We start from the raw sequence: 25,275 nt of genomic DNA, 5'->3' as shown, positions 1-25,275 counted from the left end.
CCTTATAGAATGGAGGAGTCATCGTGTTTACCCCTGACCCAAGCGAATCCCACACACCTACGCAAAACGGCCACGCCCCCCACCAAGAATCCAACCGCTCCACCGCGGTATATGACGTCATCGGCATCGGTTTTGGACCAGGCAACCTCGGGCTAGCCATCGCCCTGAACGAAGGAACAGGCATCAAAGCCATGTTCCTCGAAAAACAAAACGAATTTCGTTGGCACGACGGCATGCTGCTGCCCGGAACCACCATGCAGATCTCCTTCCTCAAAGATCTCGTGACAATGCGTAACCCCGAAAGCCGCTACACCTTCATCAACTACCTGAAAGAACACGACCGACTCCCAGACTTCATCAACCGACAAACATTCACCCCCGAACGCGTCGAATTCTCCGACTACCTACGCTGGGTAGCCACCAACCTCGACGCCGACGTCCGCTACGGTCGAACAGTCACCGCACTCGACCACGCCATCGACGACGCCCCCAACGGAGCCCGCTTCACCATCACCGCAGAAGGCCCAGATGGGCCCGAAATCCACTACGCCCGCACCGTCGTCGTAGCCAGCGGCCTAGAAGAACGACTTCCCGAATGGGCACTAGGAGCAGAACTAGCCGAATCCGGAAGGGTGTTCCACAACCACCGCCTACTAGACCACCTCGCCGCACTACCAGAAGGCCTGCCACGCAACGCACTCGTCGTCGGCGCAGGCCAATCCGCCGCTGAAGTCATCGCATACCTGCACGACGCCGGAGCCAACGTCGAGGCAGCATTCCACGGATACGGATTCGCACCAGCCGACGACAGCCCCTTCGCCAACCGCGTCTTCGACCCCGCAGCAGTCGACGACTTCCACCGCGCCTCCGAAGACGTACGCCGCGACCTAGTACAACGACACCGATACACCAACTACGCCTGCGTCGACGAAAGCCTCATCGTCGACCTGTACAACCGTGAATACCGCGAACAAGTCACCGGCGAACACCGACTGAACTTCCACCGCGTCACCCGCGTCATGCACGCACGCCTGGCCGAAGATGGCCGCGTCGAAGTCATCCTCCGCAACCGCATCGACGGCACTGAACACACCACACACGTCGACGCCGTCGTCTGCGCCACCGGGTTCCGCTCCCGCGGCCTCAGCGGCCTAGCCCCCAGCCTCATCGGCACCGAAACCCCCCAGGTCTCCCGCGACCACCACGTCATCGTCAACGGACGCGAAGTACCCGGACTGTTCATCCAAGGCGCCACCGAAAGCAGCCACGGCCTCTCCGCCACCCTGCTATCCACCATCGCAGTACGCGCCGGAGAACTCTGCCAAGCACTACGCGCCGACCTACAAGAAGAAAACCCCAACCACGTACACACCGAACAGTCAGTGCTCGCCGCGCGCTGACCTCAATGTCGGCGCCACCGCCCGACGCCCACTTCTGCGAGCCGGCCTCGTCGTCGGCCCCTTACCCGTCTTGCCACCCGCTGTGAGGACCCGTCGATGACTCAAGAACTCACCCACCTCATCCACCTGCCCACTCAGGAAGTCCACGCAATGGCCAACCGATTGGGCAAGGATCCCGATGGCACCTGCGCTACCTCAATCTGCCTACCCCTCCTGGCAGTGGCAGCAGCGTGGTGGGTGCAACACGGAAACACCCCCGCCACAGAAGGAACCGATGTGAGGTCCACCCCCCTCACCGTCACCCTGAATGACGCGCTGGGCCAACACCACATACAGGTCACGGCCCACGATCGACTCCCTCACCTGGCGGCAGCCATGGCAGTACAAGCAGAGTGGGCGCCGGGACGAGTGAGCGCCACCCTTGAAACAACCACCGTGACAGTAGAGCCAGCACAAACCGGCTCCGCTCAAGCCACCGTGTGCGTACACGTACCCCCAGGCGTCGACGAACACGACCTGCACACACTGCTCACCGACCTCATCGCCCGCCCAGAGCGCACACTGCTGTCCCTACGTGCCCAAAGCGACACCCAACGCGTGGCACTCGAGGCCATGTGGAACGACACCGACCAACCCCGACACCGACCAGACATCACCGAACTCATCCGCTCCTGGGCCGAACAAACCCCCGAAGCCGAAGCCGTCGTCAGCGACGAACACCGCCTCACCTACCGTCAACTCGTGACAGCTGCAGACGCGGTAGCCGCACAACTACGCCACCACGGCGTAGGCGCCGAAACCGTCGTCGGTATCTCACTTCCACGCAGCGCCGAAATGGTCGTCGCGATCCTCGGTGTCCTCTTCGCCGGCGGCGCCTTCGTGCCCGTAGACCCAGCATGGCCAGCACCACGACGAGCCTCAGTCATCACCGACGCAGCCGTCTCACTACTGCTCGTGGCAGACCCCACCACCAGCGAAGAAACATCAACAATCACCCTCGATCTCAACAACCCCCTACCCCAAGCCAAACCAGAGCCACTACCAGAAGAAATCAACGGCTCCAGCCTGGCCTATATCGTCTTCACCTCCGGCTCCACCGGCCGCCCCAAAGGCGCCATGATCCGCCGCGCCGCCATCGTCGAACGACTCCTGTGGCAACGCGATGAAATCCTCGGCTTCCGCACCGATGACGCCTCCCTCTTCAAAGCACCACTGGCCTTCGACATCTCCATCAACGAAATCCTGCTACCACTGATCTCCGGAGCACGCGTAGTCGTAGCAGCCCCAGACGGAGAACGCGACCCCTCCTACCTGCTCAACCTCATCGGCACCGAACGAGTAACCTTCGCCTACCTGGTCTCATCGATGCTCGAAATGCTCCTCACCCTCGATGCCGAAGACACCAACACCACCGACCAAACCCCCACCGGATCCCTACGCCACCTACGCCACGTCTGGTGCGGCGGCGAACTGCTCACCCAAGCGCTCTACCGCCGATTCCGCCGCGCCCTAGACATCCCGCTCTACCACGGCTACGGACCCGCCGAAGCAACCATCGGTGTCTCCCACGTGGTTTACCGCGCAGAAGGCGACCGCATGGGACACTCCATCGGAAGCGCCAACCCCAACACCCGGCTATACGTACTGGGCCCCGACCTACGCCCAGCCCCCATCGGTGAACCCGGCGAACTCTACGCCGCTGGAATGCTAGTCGGCCGAGGCTACGTCGGCGCCCCCGCACTGACCGCCTCACGATTCGTCGCCGACCCCTTCGCCGCTGACGGATCCCGCATGTACCGCACCGGCGACCTCGTACGACGCCTCGACGACGGCTCACTCGAATTCGTCGGCCGCGCAGACAACCAAGTCAAAATCCGCGGCATGCGCCTAGAACTCGAAGACGTCGAAGCAGGCCTGGCAGAACACCCCGAAGTGCGCTCCGTCTGCGTCATCGCCCGATCCGGACGACTCATCGGATACGCAGTAACCACAGCCGACTCCAGCCTCACCGGAGAACAACTACGAGACTGGGCCCGCTCCCAACTGCCCGAATACATGGTCCCCGCAGCCGTCGTGATCCTCCCCACCATGCCAATCACAGTCAACGGCAAAGTCGACCGATCCGCCCTCCCCGAACCCCAATGGGAAAACGACACCACCACAACCGAAGACATAACCGACCCACGCCTGGCCCAGGTATGCACAGCTATGGCCGACGTTCTTGACCTACAACGCGTCAGCCCCGACTGCGACTTCTTCGACATCGGCGGCGACAGCCTCATCGCCGTCCGCCTAGCCGGAGCACTACGCTCAGCAGGCCTACCCATAGGCGTCGCACACATCTTCAAAGCACGCACCCCCCGCGCCCTAGCCAACACCGTCCAAAACCTCCCAACCCCCATCGACGTAGAAGACAAACCCCACGGCACCCTGCATGACCTGCCCGTACTGCGATGGTTCGCAGAAGTAACCCAAGCCATCGACGGATTCGTACAAGCCGTGCCCCTACGCGCCCCCCACGACCTCAACCTGCAGGCCGCCCAAGCCATCCTCAACGCAGTCATCCACCAACACCCAGCACTGCGCGCCCGCGTCAGCCACCACAACGGCCTCCACCTAGACATCCCCACCCCAGAAAACGCCACCCCCGTCTACGTAGACGAACGAGGACCAGGCGGCGACAAAAACACAGACACCGACGAACTCATCGCCGACCTAGACCCAGCAGCCGGAGTGCTCGTACGCGCCCGCCTACGCCCCGGCGTACTTCTGGTAGTGATCCACCACCTTGTGATGGACGGCATCTCCTGGCAAATCCTCACCGACGACCTCACCGCAGCGATGCAGGCATGGCGCGCCGGAGAACTCAACCCCGACGGCACCCCAACACCAGGAAAAACACACCCCGTACAGCCAGAGGGATCATCCCTACGCAGATGGACCCAATGCCTCGCCGACGCCGTCGCCTCCGGACACTTCGACACCGACGCCCACTACTACCGCCGGGTACTGGCAACCCCAGACGCACCACTGACCAACGCCACCGGCCCCACCCCCACCGTCGCAAACGAACGCACCCTCACCCGCCACATCGACGCCACCACCACCGAAGCCATCACCCTGGCAGTACCAACCGCCTTCGGAACCGGCGTCAACACCGTACTCCTCACCGCGTTCGCACTCGCACTCGCAACATGGCGAGAAGAAAACGGAACCCACCAAACCGCAGCACTCATAGACCTCGAAGGACACGGCCGCGAATCACGCTTCGTCCCCACCCCTGGCGGCGAAGCCGACCTCAGCCACACCCTGGGCTGGTTCACCAGCATGTTCCCCGTACTCCTGGACCCTGGAACCACCCTGCACGCCGATGAAGACACCCTCGTACGAGCCCTAAAAACAGTCAAAGACCAGCTCGCCGAAGTACCCAACGGCGGAATCGGATTCGGCGCGCTACGCCGACTCGACCAACGCCCAGGCGCCGCAGCCGGCCTCGACCACGAACCACAAATCCTGTTCAACTACCTAGGCCGCGTGGGATCCACCAACGACGCAGAGTTCGAACCCCTACCAGGCACCGACCTGCTAGGCGAGCGCCGCGACCCAGAACAACCACTGCCACGCACCCTAGAACTCAACGCCGTCACCACCGTAGAACCCGACGGCGGCGTACTCCGCGCTACCTTCTCCTGGGGAGCCAACGTCCTCGAAGACACCAGCATCACCCGACTGGCGCAACTATGGACCGAAGCACTCACCGCACTAGCAGGCCTAGCCCACCGAGGATCACGCTCGCCCGGAGACTTCGCCTCCGCCCCCGGCCTACCCGCACCCATCAGCTTCGAAGACCTAGACCGCCTCGACAGCCCCACCCTGGTCGACATCCTGCCACTGACCCCAGTGCAAAACGGCATGTACTTCCACTCCGTCTTCGAAGGCGAACAGTCCGACGCCTACGTTGAACAACAACTAGTCCACCTCCACGGCCCCATCGACGCCCACCGCCTCGAAACCGCCCTACGCGCGCTGCTACGCCACCACCCAGCCCTATCCGCAGCCGTATTCACCACCACCTCCGGAGAAGCAGTGTCTGTGATCGACACTGCCGCCGCCGACCGGCTCCATCTCGCCGAACTCGACCTGACCGCAGTAGAACCACACGAAGCCCAACAACGGCTACGCCAACGGGCACACACCGACCGCACCACCGGATTCGACCCAACACACGCACCGCTGATGCGCTGCACCCTCGTCACCCTCGAACCAGAACACTGCGTGCTCATCCAAACCGTCCACCACCTCGTGGCTGACGGATGGTCAGTGCCCCTCATGCTGCGCACCCTCATCGAGTGCTACACCAACCCCGACCTACCAGAACCCGCATACCGGCCAGAACGCGGCATCCCAGGCTTTGTGCGGTGGCTAGACACCCGCGACCGCCACGCCGACCAACAACTCTGGCAAACAGCACTCCAAGGAGCCACCCCCGTGGTAGTCGCTCCAGGCGCAGCAACCCCCACACACATCGAAGAAATCCCTGTCATCGCCGACAACATCGACGCTGCGCTCGAACACTGCCGCAACCACGGATGGTCAATACCCGTCCTGGCCCACGCAGCATGGGGCTTAGTACTGCGCGACCTCGCCGGCCTGGACTGCCGCAGCGACGTCATCTTCGGATCCACCGTCTCCGGACGCGACGCCCCTGTAGAAGACCTCGAAAACGCGGTCGGCATGGTGATCAACACCGTCCCATCCCTAGCCCCAGGGGCAGCCCCCACCGACCCAGCACACACGCTGCTCACCGGTGTAAGCACACACCTAGATCACGTACGCGCCCACATGCACGTGCCACTAGCAGACACCGTCCCCCAGGGCAGCACCGTCGGTGACCTCTTCGACACCCTCGTGGTGATGGACCTACCCACCGACCCAGCACAACTACACGTGCCCGGAGCAGAAGTGGAAATCCGCGCAGTCATCAACGACGGCGCACCCCATTACCCATTGACGCTAGTGGTTTCCCCCACCGAAAAACCCCTGTTGCGACTTCTCTACGACCCCGCATCCATCAACCACTCCCGCGCACAACGCATCACCCGGATGCTCGCCGCCGCCGTCGAGGGACTGTGCTCATCGAATTCGGTTGCACACGTAACCGCACATATCGCCGCAGCCGGCGCCCAGAGCACCAACGAACCGGAAACACTGACCCAGCTGTGGCAAACAAGCGTGAAAGCACACCCACAACGCCCAGCCCTCGTCGCCGTCACCGCTGATAAAGGCACACCAGAGCGCATCGAATACACACAGATGCACGCCCGCGCTCGCAGCGTCGCCGCCACACTCAGCCAAGCCCTACCCCACAGCGATCAGCCCGCCAGGGTAGCTCTCCTACTTGACCGTTCCCCAGAGCAAGTAGTCGGCATCCTGGCAGTGGTCCTTGCTGGCGGCACCTACGTACCACTGGACCCGCTGTCACCTGACCATCGGATCGACCTCATTCTGGATAACTGCCAGCCCGAAGTGCTGCTCGTCGGGCCTCAGTACGCTGAGCGTGCCCACACAATCGCCCCCGAAGGCACCACCGTCATGGTGATGCCCGATCCCCAGCAGCAGGACAACACAACAGAGCAGCAGGACAACACAACAGAACTACAGTTCTCGCCCCGCAACCCATCTCCCCACGATCCCGCCTACATCCTGTACACCTCCGGCTCCACCGGCCGCCCCAAAGGAGTGGTAGTCACCCACGCCAACGTGCTGGCGCTACTGCACACAGCCGACAACCACATCCAGATGAGTAACCAGGACGTATGGTGCCTGTTCCACTCGTTCGCCTTCGACTTCTCCGTCTGGGAGCTATGGGCACCATTGCGGTACGGGGCCTGCGTCGTTCTCCTCGACTACGCCCTGACACGCTCACCCCACGACTTCGCTGGCGTACTCGCTGAACAAAAAGTGACGGTTCTTAACCAGACCCCCTCAGCATTCGTCGCCCTGGACTCGACTGGAGCGACCCTGCCAGCCCTACGCCACCTCATCTTCGGTGGAGAAGCACTCGAAATAGCTCGCGTCGCTGAATTCGCTCATCGACACCCCAACTGCCACATCATCAACATGTACGGCATCACTGAAACCACAGTGCATGTCACGGCGCTCAAACTCACCACCACGCTGCTGCAAACAGCCCAGCAAAACCGCACCACCGCAAGCCCAGTAGGACGCCCACTGGATGGGCTGCGTGGCTATGTCCTCGACGGCCAGCTGCAACCAGTGCGCCCCGGCGGCACCGGAATCCTCTACGTAGCCGGTCCACAAGTCACCCGTGGCTACTTCGGACAACCAGGGCTCAGCGCCGCACGGTTCGTGGCCGACCCCTTCGCCGCTGACGGCACCCGCATGTACTGCTCCGGTGACGTTATGCGGGTACGGGCCGACGGTGGGCTGGAGTACATCGGCCGCGCCGACCGCCAGATACAGGTGCGAGGATTCCGTATTGAACCCGGTGAAGTCGAAACAGTCCTGCTCACCGCACCCGAAGTGGCCGACGCCGCAGTACTGGCCCTCGACCGCCCTGAAGGACGCCAACTAGCCGCCGTTGTCGTGCCCCGCGAAGGCACCGACCTGGCCGAGGCAGCTTCAACAGCTCGACGCACCGCACGGCGCAACCTACCGGCCTATCTTGTTCCTTCCCTACTCATCGCAGCACAACAGCTGCCGCTAACCATCAACGGCAAACGCGATGAAACAGCACTGCGCGCAATGCTCGAGGCATCCAACGAACACGAGATGCACCCAGAACCAGATGCCGCACCCGCTGCTGAGCAACAGGGTGAAACAGCGGTAACAGCGATCGCGGCAGCGCTAGCTGCAGTGCTCGACCTAGACCCCCAAGCAGTAGGGCCGAACGAGGACTACTTCCAGCTCGGTGGAGATTCCATCCTGGCGCTCAAACTGTGCCACCGACTGCGTCGCGAAGGCATCGCAGTCAGCCCGCGCGAGGTTTTCACCGGCCGTACCCCTGCCGGAATCGCTCGCCTATGCCTACAGCCCGCCCCCGCGACATCAGTAACTCGCGCGAAAACAACGCACGGGGCATTGGTGCCGTTGCCCATGCTGTACCGCCAGCAAACACTGGGTATGCCCAGCGACTTCGCGCAGGCCAGAACGATTGAACTCGATGAAACCGTCAATACGGAACAGCTGAGTAAGGCGTTGGGCCACGTGGTCACAGCACACCCGCTGCTCGGGGCCAGGCTCAGCGGCCTCTCGCACCAACTGCCGCTAAGCATCGAAATCCCAGCCACCCCGCCAACGATCCCCGTGCTACAGGTAGACACTGCTGAACACGCACTGCCCGCACTGCTTGAAACCCTCGACCCCGAAAACGGAACGCTCCTTGCCGCCGCAGTAGTAAAGGAAGGACGCGTTGCAGTAATGGCCGTGCATCACGCAGTTGTGGACAGCATGTCCTGGCTGGTGATCGAGAACGACCTACGCTGCGCTCTCGAAAACAAGCCCATTGCCCCCGAAACTGTCTCGGCCGGTGAACACGCAACGGAACTGCTGCGCCGCACCCACACCGACGAAATCACCCAGTGGCTACCGCACTGGCAACGCATGCACCACATACCGCAGCTAGTGGTAGCTGACAGCTGGCCAGGTGAGCAGGTGCGGCTACTAGCCACCCGACTAGAGGCAGACGCAGCAAAAGCTCTGCTCACAGCAACCTCCGGCACTCAGGTCGCAGCTCGGCTCACCGCGACTGTCGTCGCAGCACTGTCCCGCTGTATCGGCGAGCGGCCCGAGATACTGGTAGACCTGGAAACGCACGGGCGTAACAACGGAGACAGTCTCAACATCGACCTAGAACGCACCGTTGGATGGTTCACCTGCCTAGCGCCGGTGCGCGTACCTGGATCGAGCGACCCACAGCGAGTGATCCACGCCGTAGAAGGCGGGAGCGATGCCGCCCCCGCAACCAGCTATGCAGCGCTGCGTTACCTACATCCACACGGCGCACGCATGCTCAGCAACGGTGGAGCACAGGTACTGGTCAACTATCTCGGCCGCGCCGAAAGCGAGGCAGTGCTCTGCGTACCTGCCCCAGCCACCCCGCCGCGAACCCCGCACCTGCTTGAGGTAGACATATGGGCGATGAGCAGCCAAGAGCTGCGAGCCGAGTTCCGTGTGGCCGAACCAGCCTGGAACGAGCTAGGAGTCGATCCGGCCGACCTCATCCCAGCATGGCAAAAGGCCGTCGCTGACCTGGCCGAATCGCTTGCCGAACAAGGCGAACAAGCAGCACTGACTCCGCTGCAACGAGGACTGTTGTTCCAGGCTCAGGTCGCCCCCGGAGGTACGTACACGGCGCAAACCACGCTGGCCTTCGATCGGCGTCTTGATCCGCAGACCGTGGCCGAAAGCTTCGCTGACACAGTCACAATTCACCCAGCCATCGGTGCCCGCTTCCTCGTGGACGAGGACGGCACACCGACGCAGTGGCTGCCCGAGGCTACCCAGCGCATCTGTCCAGAGGTGACAGTGCACGAAGTCAACAGTGTTGACCAGATCGATGCACTGCTTGACGCGCAGCGACGACTGCCATTTGACCTGGGCGAATGGCCCTTGGCTAGGTTCCTGCTTATCCGTACCCCGCACGAAGGTGACCTGCTGGTGTTCACCTACCACCTCGTCCTGATGGACGGTTGGTCCAGGGCGCTGCTACTAAACAGTTTCCTTCAGCGACTCCGCCTACGTGAGAACACGCCGGAACAGGACATTTGTTTACCAGAGCCATCGCGTCCAAGCTTCGCTGAGGTTGCTCGCAAAGCCACATCGCACGATGAGGCAGCCGCGCTGGCCCACTGGCGAAGCCGTTTGGAAGGGCTGAACGGGCCAACGCTTGTCGGCGATGGGCGGCTGGCCACGACACCGACGCTGCCCGAATCGGTAGTGATCGACCTGGATGAGCAGAGCACTAACGCGCTGAACGCAGCGGCATCCCGCGCCGGGGTAACCCTGACCGCTTTGATCGTGGCTGCGACCACGCTCTCGTTGCGGGTTCTCACTGGTGAAGACGACGTTGTCGTAGGCCTGTCGGTCTCTGGCCGTAATCTCGTGGAAGACCCCGGGGTGGATTCGGTCGTGGGTGTGTTGCTCAACACCGTTCCGGCGCGGGTGCAGCTGCAAGCCCAGCAGACGGTGATGGAGCTGCTAACCCGAATTCAGGCTGAGCGGCTGGAGTCGATGCCTTTCGATGGGGTCGATCTTGGCCAGGTTCAGCGAGACCTAGGCATGGAGGTGCTGTTCGACTCGCTCGTGGTGGTGCAGAACTTCCTGGACCCCAAGGCGGCGCAGGAAACACGACGTACACACGGGATCACGGCGGAGTCCTCCGTGGATGCCACTCACTTCCCGCTGACCTGGGTGTATACGCCGGGGGAGAGGTTGAGGCTCACGCTTGAGCACCGGCCTGAACTGCTTCCCAAGGGTGCAGCCCAGACCGCGGCGCACCTGGCGGTGTCGGCGCTGCAGTCATTGACTGACAGTGTTTTGTCAGCTGAGAGTGGCCGCCGTTGTGTGGCGTCTTTGCCTGGATGGCAGGCTGGTCCAGATCACGGTGACGTGGTGGCGGCCCAGAACGCTCGGGTGGACTTCACGGTGGTTGATGCCCTTGATGCAGCAGCTGAACGTAACCCCGATGCAGTGGCTCTGGTCGATGAGCAACACCGGTGGACGTTTGCGCAGTTCCAAGGGCGTTGTCTTGCCGTGGCGCAGGAGCTGCAGCGGCGGGGGGTTGGTCCTGGTGCCACAGTGGCGCTGGGGTTGCCCCGGTCAGCGCACGTAGTGGCGGCGTTGATGGGTGTGCTGCGCACGGGTGCTAGGTACGTTCCTGTGGATCTGTCCCATCCGGATGGTCGCTTGGCGGCGGTGCTTGGTGATGTGAATCCTGAGGTGGTGCTGGTCACGGGAGAGTCACGCTCTCGGATGGCCAGAATCGTTCCGGATGTGCCGCTGATAGAGGTTGATGCTCTTGCATCGGTGCAGATGACTGCTGAGTTGGTGTCACGCGCCAGTGTCGCAGGTGATGCTTATGTCATCTACACGTCTGGTTCGACGGGGCGTCCTAAGGGTGTGGTTGTGCCACACGACGGTCTTGCTTCGATGTTGGTCAACCACCGGCGAAAGATTTTCGCTCCGGCTGTTCATGCTGCAGGTGACCGTCGGTTCCGGGTTGCGCACGCGTTGTCGTTTGCTTTCGACATGTCGTGGGAGGAGCTGCTGTGGTTGGCCGATGGGCACGAGGTGCATTTGTGTGATGAGGATCTGCGTCGTGATCCGCAGCGTCTGGTTGAGTACACCCGCCAGAACGGTATTGATGTCATCAATGTGACTCCGGGGCAGGCAGAGCAGCTGATTGCTGAAGGGTTGTTGGACGAGGGGATGCATGCTCCTTCGCTCGTCTTGCTCGGTGGTGAGGCTGTGTCTGTGCGGTTGTGGCGTCGTTTGGGCCAGACATCTGGTGTGCGTGGCTACAACTTGTATGGCCCGACGGAGTACACGATCAACGCGTTGGGGGTGGGTGATGATGAATGTGCTGACCCGGTGATTGGTGCGCCGGTGGATCATACGGTGGCGTTGGTGCTTGACCGTTGGTTGCGTCCTGTTCCTGATGGTGTTCCTGGTGAGCTGTATTTGACGGGAATTGGGTTGGCTCGTGGTTATCACGGCATGCCGGGACGTACAGCTGAGTCGTTTGTGGCATGCCCCTGGGGCGAGCCAGGATCGCGTATGTATCGCACCGGTGACCGGGTCCGGCGTCGTGTTGAAGATGGGCTCATGGAGTACTTGGGGCGTACGGACAACCAGGTGAAGATTCGAGGTCATCGAGTGGATCCGGGTGAGGTCTCTGCGGCTGTGCTCACTTTGGCTGAACAGGATCGCGGTGCGCAGGCGCCTTCTGATGTGGCTGAGGTGTATGGCTGTGTCACGACAGTGGTCAATGGTGCGTTGGTGTGTCATCTAGCTGCTCGGGTGGCTGATTCGCAGGGTGTGGCGCGTGCGGTGCGTGATGGGTTGCGGTCGGTGTTGCCAGAGGCGTTGGTGCCGGACCGTTATGCGGTTGTGTCGGAGTTCCCTCTGACTGCTAATGGCAAGGTGGATACGGCGCAGCTGGGTTCGGGTAGTCCGGTGGGTAGCACGGGGCGTCCTGCTCGCGGTGAGCAGGAGTGTCTGGTGGCTGAGCTCGTGGCTGAGGTGCTCGACCTGGATGAGGATGAGGTGCCAGCGGATGTTGATTTCTTCTCGCTGGGTGGGCATTCGATGGCGGCAGTGCGTCTTGTGGCGTTGCTGCGTGCTGAGGGTGCTTCTGAGTTGGCGGTGCGTGATGTGTATGCGCTGCGTACCGTGGAGAGGATGGCCCAGAAGCTGGTGATGTAAAGACGCCCAGGGTGGGTCTGGTGACCCTCTGGGGGTTATGTCCAGAGGGTCACCAGTTCCTCAAAGAGGGTGGTGCGCCAGCAGGCGTGGTCGTGTCCGCCGGGGACGGTTCGGGTGAGCACGTCGATGTTGGCTTCGGTGAGTGCTTTGGTGACTGCGTTGACGTGTGGATGCATTGCTTTTTCGTCTTCGCCGACAGTGAAGCGAATACGCATGTTGTGTAGGTCGGGTAGGTGGCGTGCGGTGTCTCCTCCAGGTGGTGCGTTCAGGGGGTCGGTGGGGTTGGTGTCGGTCCACCAGAATGCGGGGGATTGGCCTAGGAGTGCGTCGAATTGGGTCGTTGTTGCTGCGGCTCGGGTTGCGGCTAGGGCGCCGAGGCTTTGTCCAGCTATGACGGTGTGTGTTCGTTGGGAGCCGTGTTGGGATAGCCAGGTGTCGCACATGGTCAGGATTGGTCCGGGTAGTGCGCTGGTCAGGGTGGGGCTTGTGAGGAAGTCGGTGCGTGCTTGCGGGTCTGCTGGGGAGGGGATTAGGACGAGGACGTGGGGTGGCAGGAGTCCGTCGGTTACGGCTGTGGTGAGGGCGCTAGGGGCGTCGTGTAGGTGGAGCCAGTGGTCGCCGTCTAGGAGGAAGAGGACGGGTGTTGTTTTGGTGAGTTGGCCTGAGGTGAATATGCGTAGTGTGCAGCGTCGTCCTAGTACGTTGCGGTCTAGGCGTAGTCGATCTGCGGGGTGGGGGCAGATGTGTAGGGGGCTGCGTGGTGGCCATCGGTCTAGGCCGGCGGTGCCGTCGCGGGGAGCTGTGGGGTGGGTGAGAAGTGACCCGAGTTCGCCGGTGGCGTCGTGGTTGAGCGGGTCGGCGCTGGGTGGGCCGTCGTTGTTGCTGAGTCGGTAGGTTACGCAGGCTTGGGGTGGGATTGGTATTTGGGCGATTCCGAAGCCTGGGGGGATTTCGTGTCCTGCTGTGGCTAGCTCTTGGGTGAGGGTGGGGTCGGGGTTGGTGATGGGGGTTGATTGTTTGTGTTCCCACAGGATGTGGGTGCCGTGGGGGGCAGTGACGATGCCTAGGGCTGAGCCGTCGGGTAGGAGTCGGTAGAGGGGCCATCCGGGGGAGCGGTGGGGGACGTCGTGTAGGCCGGGTTGGGGGGTGGGGTCGTGGTGTTTTTCTTGTGGTGATGAAACTGCTTTGACAGTCATATTAGGTGAGCCTAACCTCAATCTATGCGCGTCGTTACCTTCGGATACCAGACCTGGGGCCACCGGACTTTGCAGGCTGTTCTCGCAGGCGGACATGAGGTGCCATTGGCCGTCACCCACCCGCCGAGCAACAACCCTTACGAACAGATGTGGAGCGACTCGGTAGCCGACCTGGCCACCGCTCACGGCATCCCTGTTTACGAAGCGCGCCGCCCCGATGAAGCCCTCATCAATGCCGTGCGTGAAGCAAAACCAGACGTCATCGTCGCTAACAACTGGCGCACCTGGCTACCTCCGGAGATCTACGACGCCCCACCGCACGGCACCCTCAACGTGCATGACTCCTTACTTCCTGAATACGCCGGCTTCTCACCAGTGATGTGGGCTCTGCTGAACCGTGAAACCCATGTGGGAGTCACCGTGCACCGCATGGATGAAACCCTGGACGCTGGCCCCATCGTCGCGCAGCAGGCAGTACCCGTTGGCCCTAACGACACCACCACTGATCTTTTCCACGCGACCGTCGCTTTGATTGAGCCGCTGGTCACCCGTGCGCTAGCAGACCTGGCCGCAGGCACACTCACCGCTACTGCGCAAGACCCAGCCCGCGCCACCTATTTCCATAAGCGCTCCGAGCGGGAGGCATACCTTGACTTCCGAGCCTGCGCCGCCGACCTGGAGTTGCAGGTCCGTGCTCACAGCGACCCTTACCCGAACGCGTACTTCAACTACCGCGGGCAGCGGTTGCGTGTGCTGCGAGCCCACGTCTCACGTAGCCGATTCGGCGGTACTCCGGGCCGTGTCACGGTCCCGTATGAGGGGGGAGTAGCCGTAGTTTGTGGTTCTGCGCAACGCAACGCGCCAGCTCCTGCACTCATCCTAGAAACGCTCCGTCTTGATGACGGTCGCGAAGTAGCCGCAACCGAAATTCTCGGTGACGGTGGCTACATCGATTTGCCCTAACCCACACAGCCACGGGGAAACCCAAAGCACCAACTATCCGGGGGATCACTACACCATGCCCACAAAACTGTCCTCGTTACGCCGGAGGGCTTTCCTTCTCGCAGCCGCACTGTGCTTGACCGGCGGAGTGGTCGGATGCTCCACATCTGACTCCTCGACTTCGGCGAGCTCCAAGCCAGCGCCTGCGGCCACGGAGGCTGGCGCGTTCCCAGCCACGATTGCCCACAAATTCGGCCAAACGGTGGTCAAAGAAGCGCCTACTCGGGTGGTATCCCTGGGGTATAACGACCAGGACGCTCTCCTGGCTCTCGGTGTCACCCCGGTGATGGTGCGCAACTGGGACGGGATGACCCCTTCCGGTGAGGCTGCAGGAGCATGGGCCAAAGACCGCATCAAGGGTGAAAAACCCCAGGTGTACACGAAAGAAACCGTTGACCCGGAGGCAGTGGCAGCAGCCAAGCCTGACCTGATCGTCGCTACCTACTCCGACGTCGACAAACCCACCTACGAGGCACTTTCCAAGATCGCCCCAGTGATCGTGCAAAAGGGTGACTACGAGGACTACCAGCAGCCCTGGGATGTCACGACTGAAGAGATTGGCGCTGCCGTAGGACGCCCCGCCGAGGCCAAGAAATTGGTCGACGGCATCAAGGGGCGCATCAGTGGGCTAGCTGCCCGTCACCCTGAGTGGAAGGGCAAGAGTGCCACTGTTGCTACCTATGACGGCAAAGCGCTATCTGCTTTCGCTGCCAACGACATGCGCACACGGTTCTTCACCTCGCTTGGCTTTGAAGCGAACAAAGAAGTTAACGACGCAGCAAAGGGCAAGTTCTACACAGAGCTCTCTTTGGAAGAAGCCCGCAAGCTCGATTCCGATGTGCTGGTCTGGGATCAGATTTCTTACGCCCCGAAGGGACGTTCCACGATCGAATCTGAGCAGTCATTGTCTTCACTGCCAGCCATGAAGGACAAGCATGCGCTGTTCCTTGAAGACCAGCTTGAGAAAGCCTTCGGATGGCAAACAGTGCTCAGCTTGGGGTACGTGCTTGACCACATCGAGAAGCCCCTTGATGAGGCTGTCAAAGGCTGATTCTGCGCGGTAAACATAAGGGATGCCCCGGAGAAGATTTTTTTCTTCTCCGGGGCATCCCTTATTTCTCTATCGCTCGCTGGTCTGCTGCCTCTATCAGCCAGCAAAGGACATTGGTGGCAGCGGCATGTAGTGAGGGGGCTCTGCTTGCATCAGATGCGAGCAGAGCCCCCTCAGCGTGGGGTTAGTTGCGTAGTTCCTCTGGCGGAACGTCAGCGACGATCTGAGCGATGACTTGGGTGTCTCCCATGGTGAGGTGGGCGTCGGTGTGTTTGATGTTGCGCTGGTAGAGCCAGTTCAAAACCGACAGCAACACTCCGATGAGGAGCAACACCGCAGCGATGGAGTAGACCACCGGTTTCTGGGCCCAAGGGCCAAGAAGAAAAATGGTGGAAGCTGCGCCCAGGTAGGGAACCCACCGGGGAGCGCGGAAGTGGTTACGGTTCTCGGCTGCGGTGTCACGGCGCAGCACGATGCAGGCAATGTTCACAACAGTGAACACACCCAAAAGGAGCAGCGCTGTGGTGCTTCCCAAGGCCGAAGTGGTGTCCGCCCCCAGGCCCAGCCCAACGAGGGCGAGTAGGCCCACTCCCAGCGCGGTGGTGAAGATGATGGAGGCATATGGGGTGCGGCGTCCGCGGTGGATCTTCCCCAGAGGGCGCGGGAGAACGCCCTGTTTAGCCATGCCGTAGACGAGCCGTGAAGCCATCATCATGTTCAGCAGCGCTGTGTTCGCGACAGCGAAAATGGTGATGAATGGGTAGAGAGTGTGAATCGGGATGCCAGGCGCACCGCGGGCAATCACCTCGAACAAGGGGGTTTCTGTGCTGGCCAGAACACCGATGGGCACGATAGCGACAGTGAACAATGAGATGGCAACGTAGATGGCCAGGCAGATCCCCATGCCGCTGAGCATCACTTTGGGGAAAATACGGGGGTCTTTTACTTCCTCGACCATATTGACGGAGTCTTCGAAGCCAACGAAAGAAAAGAACGCCAAAGCGGTGACACCAGACAAGACCAAGAACATGGACTTGTCCTGGGGGGCTTCGAAAATAACGGTGCGTGAGAAGTCAACGTTGCCGTTGATGGTTGCCCAGATGCCGACCCCGATGACTAGCGCCAGTCCGAGGAAACCGATCAGGGTGAGAACCATGTTGAGCTTCACGGACTCCGAGGAACCCCAGAAGTTCACGCCTGCCAACGAGATAAGGAAGGCAATAGCCAAGGCAACGACGGCGGTTTTACTCCAGTTCAGGCCAAATCCAAGGTTGATGTTGTTGGCCACAGCCATGGAGGTGGTTGCTGCCGAAGTGAGGCCAGAGCAGAGCACAGCGAAAGTCACCATAAAGGTGAGGAATTGCTTGTGGAACGCTTTGTGCGCGTAAAGGGCAGCCCCGGAAGCTCCCGGGTATTTGGTGACAAGTTCGAGGTAGGAGTAGGCAGAAAGTGTCGCTACCGCGAAGGCAAACAAGATAGGAGCCCAGGCAGCGCCGCCAACGTTGGCGGCCAGCTTGCCGGTGAGGGCGTATACACCTGTTCCGAGAATGTCTCCGAGGATGAACAGGAGAAGCAGCCCAGGGCCCATGACCTGGTGCAGTTCATGATGGTCGTGTCCTGCGACCTTGGTGGGCGGTGTTTTGCTCAAGGTGGCCTCCTAACGAGGGGGTCCGGCGGGGCAGGAGGTAGAGCCTCCTGTGGCCCGCCTCGCGCCCACGCGAAGTTCGATCAGCTTATTCACAGTTGCGGCTGATCCAAAAGCGTGGGCGCTAGGAGGTCACCGAAGGTCACCAAAGCTTGCGATAAACCTCTCCCGACTTGGGGTTGAGGGGATCGGCGTCCCAAATGTGGTTTTTCATATCAGTGCCAGCTTCGGCGAAGTAACTCTCCAAGACGAGAACATCGCTGTTGCCTTGGAAGAATTCGCGCATTTTGCGGATGAAATAAGGATTATCGCCGTTGCCGTCACGGCCTGGGCTGGCCAAGCCCCATTCGGAGACCGAAAGGCCTTTCTTGTGTTCGCGCGCGAATCGGGCCAAGTCAGAAAGGCCAACGCTGGAATCAGGAGCGATAGAACGGCGCCATTCGTTTTCGTTGCGGGCTCGCAGAGGGCCCCAGTCGTAGTGGGAGCAGCCGACCATGTCGACGACGTCATCACCGGGGTACATGAGGTTGAGGCTGTCTAGGCGGTTTTTTTGGCCGCGCATCACAGTGCCGCAGTTAATGTCGAAGCTGAATTTAAGGCCAGGAGCTTCTTTTTTCATCAAATCGTGGATGCGTCGATACGCGGTTTTGTATTCGCCAGCGGTTGTGGCGGTTACGCTCCAGGGCATCCACGTGCCGTTGCCTTCCCAGCCGATACGCACCACAGAGTTACCGCGTCCTGCTTTTTGCAATTCGCGTCCGGTGCGACGGTAGGTTTCGTCGTATTTTCCTGCAGCGACATTTTTCAGGTCGCTGGGCTTAGCTTCGCGGGGCAGGATGGGCTGTCCCCATAGAAGAACACCTTTGAAGTCTTTGAAGGTGTTGATTTCCCAGCTGGGGTCGTTGAGGTCTTTCCAGGTATCCCAGCCGGGGAATGAGGGGGTGACGTCACTGGGAGCGCCGCGCCAAGTGCCCCAGCGAGTGGCGCGTTCACCAGACATGAAACCGCCTACCCATGCTCCAGAGTGCCATTTATTTCCGGAGCTGGGTTTACCCAAATATTGGTTGGCCAGATTGTTGGGGGCAGGTTTGGCCACAGCGGTGTTTTTAATGCTGTTGTTCGCCGGTGTTGTGGTGGCGTTAGCCGGTGTGGCGGTAATGGCGGCTCCGGCGAGGAGGGCTGTTGAAGTGAGCGTTACGAAAGCTCGTCGAAGTGTCATATGGAGGCCTTTCGGTGTGGCGGACACCGAGCGGCACGTATGTACATGCAGCTCATAGCTCTGCTCGTACCCCCTGCCCCCCGGCTTCCGCGAACCCTATGACACCTGTGAGATGTCGTGCAGCTTCGTGGGGATGACCCACGGGTGTAAAGAGCAAAAACACATGGGTTTATTTGTTTAGCAGGGTAAACAAAGCTGTCGAGAATGTTCGACTGTGTCGCGGATCATTTCAACGCCGTGAACTCGATACAAAGCTCATGACGCGAAAACTATTAAGAAAACAAAATACTCGCCCACCCGACTAATTCTTCACAGCAATAACGCTACTGAGGTCACAGCTGTGCCCATCCAACGAACACGTATAACCCGCCCCAGAACACCCCCCTCAATCAGTCAAAATTTCCCCAAACCCGTGTGCCCTCCTTGCCCCTATCTGCCTTCCCAACTGTTCTGATACACGACCAAACCCGGCTGCCCACCCCGGGCACCCTGGGAGGACACAAGGGAGAACACCACGTGGCCGACAACGCCGAGCCCACCACCAACACCACCGGGCACCCCACCACCACACCACCAGCCGTCCACACCTGGCTCTCCAACCTTCTCGACCTCACCCGACGCAACCCCCTCATCTGCCTGCCCAGCACCGCAGTAGCCCTCCACACCAGCGAAAACACCCTCCCCACCCTCATCACTGCCATCACCTCAGGCACCCCCATCGTCATCCGAGGCTCCGATGACCTCGACGAACTAGACCTACCCACCGGGGTCCACCAATCCACTGACCTAGACAGCAGCACCCACACCACCCTCCTCGACGAAGAAAACCTCATCTTCGCTGTCGACGACACCGCCACCATCCGCAAACGCTTCCCCGACCTACGCCGATGTGCCCACGTTATCCGTGACCAATCCGGAGCCAGCCCGCTCTACCTCACCCTGGGTGCACTGACCACCCACACCAACGGAAGCACTGACACCGCTCCCCTCTACCTCCTACCCATCACACTTGAAGGACGCCGCTACGGGTCCTGGACCATGCAGCTCGAAACCCAAGGAACCCTACGCATCAACGAAAGCCTGCTCGAACGGCTGCGCCGCAACCACAGCATCGACCCCCAAGCCCTGCGCGACCTGCACACCAGCGACGATGCCCTCGACCTGCCCGGCGCGCTGGAGCGCATCCGTCAAGCCATCACCCAAGCAGGCATCGACGCCGAGGTCACCACCGACGCCCGCATCGCATTGCTGGAGTACTCCACTCTCGAAATGTGGCGAGATCTGCACGACAACTGGGCCACATACCTCACTAATCCACTCCTTTCCCACCTCACCAGCAGTGAAGACACAGCCCCACCAGCCAACCCCACCGACGGGCTAGCCACCCAGCCACTCCAAGCCGAAACCGAACTCACCGCACCCCTACCAGCCGATGGCGCCCAACAGCGCGCCATTGCCTGGGCCCACGACCAACACACCTTTGTCCTCGAAGGCCCACCTGGCACTGGAAAATCACAGACCATCACCAACATCGTCGCCGACGCACTCGCCAACGGACGCCGCGTCCTGTTCGTAGCCGAAAAAGACGCTGCTCTAGATGTTGTTGCCCGCCGCCTAGCGGCCATCGGCCTGCATGGACGGTGCCTAGACCTACGCAGCAAAGAACAAACCCTGCGCGGCATCCTTACCCACCTGTCTGCATGCCTAGCTCAGCACGCCATCCCCACCAGCGAAGACCTCACCGCAGCCCGCGACATGCACCGCGAGATCGTCACCGATCTAGCCCGCCATCCCGCAGCCATCCGCGAGCACGGAACCGAACCCATCGCCGTAGACGCCTCTGCCAGACGGGAACAAGCTGAACAATTCCGCTACAGCGCAGACACACTGCGCAGCGAACTGGCTGCAGCCCTACCCCACATGCAGCCTGCCCATCCTGCTCCACCCGCCGCGATGGAAGCTTTGTCCACCGAACTCACCGCAGGTGAAATCGAAGGCCTCCACCACTTCGTCGACACACACATCGATGCCATCCTCACCCTCACCCCCTGTCTGCTCATGAGCCCGGCCACCGTTGCCCGCTATCTGCCTGCCCGCGCACACCTGTTCGACCTAGTCATTTTCGACGAAGCCAGCCAGATCCGCGTAGCTGACGCTGTTGGATCCCTAGGTCGCTCAGATGCGGCCATCATCGTCGGCGACCCCAAACAAATGCCTCCAACTAACCTGTTTGGCGCTGCCGCAGCAGACGAAGCCGACCGTCCTGATGAAGCTGAATCGATCCTGCTCGAAGCTGTACGGCGCGGCATCCCATGTCTACGGCTCACCTGGCACTACCGGTCGCGCACTGAAGGACTCGTTGCCTTCTCAAACGAGCGCTATTACGGCGGTGAACTCGCAAGTTTCCCCACACCTCCGGGTACAGCTGCCTCTGGTGTTGAATTCCGTCGTGTCGAAGGTGGCTTTTTCGGGGCAGCCCGCCGCAAGCCACCACTGAACATCGTCGAATCCAACGAGGTTGTTGCCACAGTCCGCGAGATGGTCGCCTTAGATCCAGACGTCTCCGTTGGTGTGATCACCTTCAATGCAGCTCAACGCGACGACATCCTCGACAAACTTGAATCCGATGAGTCCGCGCCGGAGGTACGGGCCGCGCTGCGAAGAGAAAACGAACCGATTTTCGTCAAGAACATCGAACACGTCCAGGGTGATGAACGCGATCACATTCTTTTCTCTTTGACCTACTCCCTTCATGATGCTGACAGGCTCTCCCGTGACTACGGGCTTTTGCGTCACGACGGCGGCCAACGTCGTCTCAACGTCGCTATCACTCGCGCCCGCGTGCGCAACGTGCTTTTTGCTAGCTACGACCCGGACGTCTTCGACCACATTGACGCTCTTCCTGACGGGCTGGCTGACCTGCGCGATTACTTACGCGCTGCTCGCTATGGGCAGATTGCAGAAAAACCTGCCGCCGCAACGGAGACCTCTTGCCTTGCGTCCCCTATTGCTGCGCGGTTACGTGCTGAGGGTCTTGAAGCAGTCGAAGACGTGGGTGTCAGTGCCTTCCGGGTAGACCTGGCACTTCGTCGACCCGGGCGAAGCTGGGTTGCTGTTGGCCTGGACACCCCGCAGTGGGCCCGCCGGCTAGCTACCACCGATCGTGACGAGATCCCGCAACGTGTACTTGTGGGCCAGATGGGATGGGCAGCGGCTTACCAGCTGTACCGCAGCGAATGGAGTAACAATCCCGACCAGGTCATCGCCGACCTTGTTCGTCTTGCTGATGAAGCACCCATCGCCGATGCTGCTAGCAGCACAGCAGCAACCAGTGGGTCAGTAGTCGAACCTGACCCGCTCCTTGCTGCTGCCGCCGCTCAAGCTCAAACACAAGCCGACATTGTTGAGCGCATGGGAGCCACCCCCATCGGTTACCAGGCACCGGTGCTCACTCGTTTTGAAGCTGCTGAGGCCGAGCAGCGTGGTTCGCGTGAAACAATCAACGCCTTGCCAGAGCACGCCGCTGTTGAAGAGGTAGCAGCGCAATGGCGTGAAATTGTCGAGATTGAGGGCCCCGTCCACATCGACCGCGCTGCCCGTATCGTTGCCCGTAGGTTTGGGTGGCGACGCATGCCGGGAGTGGAACGAGATGCCATCGTTGCCGCAATGCCCCCTGAGCTAGAACGAGTCGTTGACACCTCGGGAGAGTTCGTATGGGGTGAGGGAGTCGACCGAGACAAATACCGCGTGGTGCGGGGACAGAATCGGGCTGAGCGTCGCGCCACCGAGATTGCGCCTGAAGAACGCGCCAACGCTGTCCTACTTGCACTTGCTGAGTCAGGTGGGAAAGCAGGAGAGTCCACCGTGCTCAGAGGAGTCAAGGAGATATTCGGCTTCGGTTTCCTGGCGACACAGTTGCGGCCAGCTTTTTGGCCGGTTATCGAAAATCTCGTGGCGAGCGGACAGGTGCAACGTCAAGGACGCGAACTCGTTCTTGTCCAGGATGCTTCTGCTGCGCGAGAGCGTTCGCGCGTGGGGTAAACAATTCGGCAGCCACTTGTACGTGGTCAGCGCAGTGACTCAGTCCAGGAGTTTTCCGCGGCCATCGTGGGCACGGCGCAGCGCGATGAGGACGATGTCTGCTATGTGCCAGATACCGAAGGTTGCCCAGCCGAACAGCAGTTTGCCTATAGCTAGCCAAATGTTTCCTAGGTAAAAGCGGTCCAGGGCGAAGACGCCAAAGAAAATCGACAGCAAGATGGCGACTAGCCAGCTTTTATCCGAGAACAAGCCGGGCACGTGGGAAGCGAACATTTGACGGCCATCGGGCAGGATCACGGTGTCGCTGCCGCGCAGGGTGCGGTCTTTAGCCATGATGGCCAGATCTGAGAAGGAGTACGGCCCGATTGGATCGCTATGGCGGCGAACGTAGTAGCTGTCGTTGGCGGTAGGTCGCTCATCCATGGGTGGCCTTTCGCTGGGTGGGTGTGAGGTGCGTGGCTTCATACACGGCATGCATGAACCATCTTCCCTGCCCGCGTGGGTCGCAATTCAGTAGAGGGCATGGCTGCGTGGTGTGGGGTGTGTGCTGCACGGGTGCCAGGATGTGGGTATGAATTTCTTCATGCGAGTCGGAGCCACTGCTGCCGCGACGGCCGTGGCTGCGTGGGTTGTGCCGGGTATCGCCGTTGGTGGGGTCTCCACTGGACACAAAGTGCTCACCCTTATTGGGGTGGCGATTGTGATCGGTGTGGTGAATGCCTTGATCAAACCGATTGTCACGTTTTTGTCTGGGTGCCTGGTGTTTCTCACGTTGGGGTTGTTCTTGTTGGTGATCAACGCGTTCATGTTGTTGTTGAGTGGTTGGTTGGCTAACGCGGTTGGGTTGGCTTTTGCGGTGCATGGTTTCTGGAGTGCGTTGATCGGTTCGATCATTATCAGCGTGGTTTCGGGGCTCCTTTTGGCGCCGATGGGTGGTAGCCGATGAGGTGCTGGGGGTTTTAGTCAGAGCCGAAGAGATCCCTGGTGTAGACCTTTTCAGCGACGTCGGCTAGTTCTGGAGAGTGACGGTTAGCGATGATGACATCGGCGCGGCTTTTGAACTCGTTGAGGTCTTTGACTACTTCGGAGCGGTAGAACTCCGTGGCCTCCAGGGTGGGTTCGTAGACGATGACGGGGATTCCTTTGGCTTTGATCCGCTTCATGATTCCTTGGATGGAGGAGGAGCGGAAGTTGTCGCTGCCGGTTTTCATAGTGAGTCGGTAGACCCCGACGACATGTGGTTTTTTGTCGATGATGTCGAAGGCGATGAAGTCTTTGCGGGTGGTGTTGGAGTCAACGATGGCGCGGATGAGAGTTTGGGGGACCTGGTCGTAGTTGGCTAGGAGTTGTTTGGTGTCTTTGGGGAGGCAGTAGCCGCCGTAGCCGAAGCTTGGATTGTTGTAATGGTTTCCGATGCGTGGGTCTAGTCCGACGCCTTCGATGATTTGTCGGGTGTCTAGGCCGTGGCGGGCGGCGTAGGTGTCGAGTTCGTTGAAGTAGGCCACTCGCATGGCTAGGTAGGTGTTGGCGAAGAGTTTGATGGCTTCGGCTTCGGTGGTTCCGGTGAGTAGGACAGGGGTGTTTTCTTCGAGGCTGCCTGTGTGAAGTAGGTGTGCGAAGGTTTTTGCTTTGTCGCTGGCGGTAGGGGAGTTGGGGTCGGCTCCGACGATGATGCGTGAGGGGTGCAGGTTGTCGTGGAGCGCTCGACCTTCACGAAGAAATTCGGGTGAGAAAAGGATGGTGATGTCGGGGTGTGTGGTGCGTACTTGGTCGGTGTATCCCACTGGGACGGTGGATTTGATGACTGCTGTGCCGCCGGGGTTGTGGCGGGCTACTAGGTCTAGGACTGTGTCGACGCTTGAAGTGTCGAAGAAGTTGAGGTTGGGGTCGTAGTTGGTGGGGGTGGCGATGATGACGAAGTCAGCGCCGGTGTATGCGGTGGGGTCGGTGGTGGCGGTGAGGTTGAGTTGATGGTTGGTGAGGTATTCGCTGATGTCGGGGTCGACGATGGGGGAGCGGCGGGCGTTGATGTCGGCCACGCGGGTGCTGTCGAGATCCACGGCGGTGACTTCGTGGTGCTGTGCCAGGATCACCGCATTCGCGAGCCCGACGTATCCAAGTCCTGCTACGGCGATCTTCATGCGGCCAGATTAGGCGTGCTGGAGTCGGATTCGTGAGAGTTGCGGGTGTGAGGCGTGGCCGCGTTGGGGGTGGGTCAGTGTGAAGTAGGTGATTGTGTAGACACTAACGGAATGTGAAAAAAGTGATTTATCTCA

Annotated in this window: 11 protein-coding genes; 6 read left to right on the top strand and 5 right to left on the bottom strand. The window is 60.8% G+C overall.

What is annotated here, in order from left to right:
- Positions 1–23 precede the first annotated feature (23 nt).
- Together CKV89_RS00290 and CKV89_RS00285 are read left to right on the top strand one after the other, a co-directional pair.
- Entirely contained in the window at positions 24–1,400 is a 1,377-nt protein-coding gene (locus tag CKV89_RS00290; RefSeq protein WP_051277278.1) for a lysine N(6)-hydroxylase/L-ornithine N(5)-oxygenase family protein, read from the top strand.
- A 96-nt stretch (positions 1,401–1,496) separates the two neighbouring features.
- On the top strand, positions 1,497–12,845 hold the full coding sequence (locus tag CKV89_RS00285; protein WP_051277277.1) for a non-ribosomal peptide synthetase: 11,349 nt from the start codon (positions 1,497–1,499) through the stop codon (positions 12,843–12,845).
- Between the two features lie 35 nt (positions 12,846–12,880).
- Here the strand turns inward: CKV89_RS00285 and CKV89_RS00280 are convergent, their stop codons facing one another.
- Complete coding sequence (locus CKV89_RS00280; protein WP_051277275.1) at positions 12,881–14,041, bottom strand: alpha/beta hydrolase; 1,161 nt, start codon at positions 14,039–14,041, stop codon at positions 12,881–12,883.
- A gap of 24 nt (positions 14,042–14,065) precedes the next feature.
- Here CKV89_RS00280 and CKV89_RS00275 point away from each other — a divergent pair, with 24 nt between their 5' ends.
- On the top strand, positions 14,066–15,004 hold the full coding sequence (locus tag CKV89_RS00275; protein WP_028326828.1) for a methionyl-tRNA formyltransferase: 939 nt from the start codon (positions 14,066–14,068) through the stop codon (positions 15,002–15,004).
- Positions 15,005–15,059: 55 nt separating this feature from the next.
- Positions 15,060–16,094, top strand: a complete 1,035-nt coding sequence (locus CKV89_RS00270) for an ABC transporter substrate-binding protein (protein WP_028326827.1) — start codon at positions 15,060–15,062, stop codon at positions 16,092–16,094.
- Between the two features lie 184 nt (positions 16,095–16,278).
- Here the strand turns inward: CKV89_RS00270 and CKV89_RS00265 are convergent, their stop codons facing one another.
- Positions 16,279–17,742: an APC family permease gene (locus CKV89_RS00265; protein WP_231935401.1), complete on the bottom strand. Its 1,464-nt coding sequence runs from the start codon at positions 17,740–17,742 to the stop codon at positions 16,279–16,281.
- A gap of 139 nt (positions 17,743–17,881) precedes the next feature.
- Complete coding sequence (locus CKV89_RS00260; protein WP_051277410.1) at positions 17,882–18,958, bottom strand: glycosyl hydrolase; 1,077 nt, start codon at positions 18,956–18,958, stop codon at positions 17,882–17,884.
- Positions 18,959–19,474: 516 nt separating this feature from the next.
- Between CKV89_RS00260 and CKV89_RS00255 the strand changes: the two genes are divergently transcribed.
- Positions 19,475–22,999 (top strand): DUF3320 domain-containing protein, encoded by a 3,525-nt coding sequence (locus CKV89_RS00255; protein ID WP_161626187.1) that lies wholly within the window; start codon positions 19,475–19,477, stop codon positions 22,997–22,999.
- Positions 23,000–23,038: 39 nt separating this feature from the next.
- Here the strand turns inward: CKV89_RS00255 and CKV89_RS00250 are convergent, their stop codons facing one another.
- Positions 23,039–23,422, bottom strand: coding sequence for a TM2 domain-containing protein (locus CKV89_RS00250; protein ID WP_157728056.1), 384 nt, complete (start codon positions 23,420–23,422; stop codon positions 23,039–23,041).
- Positions 23,423–23,570: 148 nt separating this feature from the next.
- On the opposite strand from CKV89_RS00250, the gene CKV89_RS00245 reads away from it, so the two are divergent.
- Positions 23,571–23,945 carry a phage holin family protein gene (locus CKV89_RS00245; RefSeq protein ID WP_084440897.1) on the top strand — a complete coding sequence of 125 codons (375 nt, stop codon included), beginning with the start codon at positions 23,571–23,573 and terminating at the stop codon, positions 23,943–23,945.
- Positions 23,946–23,958: 13 nt separating this feature from the next.
- Here CKV89_RS00245 and CKV89_RS00240 read toward each other — a convergent pair whose 3' ends face one another.
- A complete protein-coding gene (locus CKV89_RS00240; protein ID WP_028326823.1) occupies positions 23,959–25,140 on the bottom strand; it encodes a nucleotide sugar dehydrogenase in 1,182 nt (393 codons plus the stop codon).
- Between the last annotated feature and the right edge of the window lie 135 nt (positions 25,141–25,275).

The organism is Dermatophilus congolensis (assembly GCF_900187045.1).
In the GTDB taxonomy this organism is placed as follows: Bacteria; Actinomycetota; Actinomycetes; order Actinomycetales; family Dermatophilaceae; genus Dermatophilus; species Dermatophilus congolensis.
Note: the sequence above shows the minus strand (reverse complement) of the source record. Positions and strands in the feature narration are given on the sequence as shown.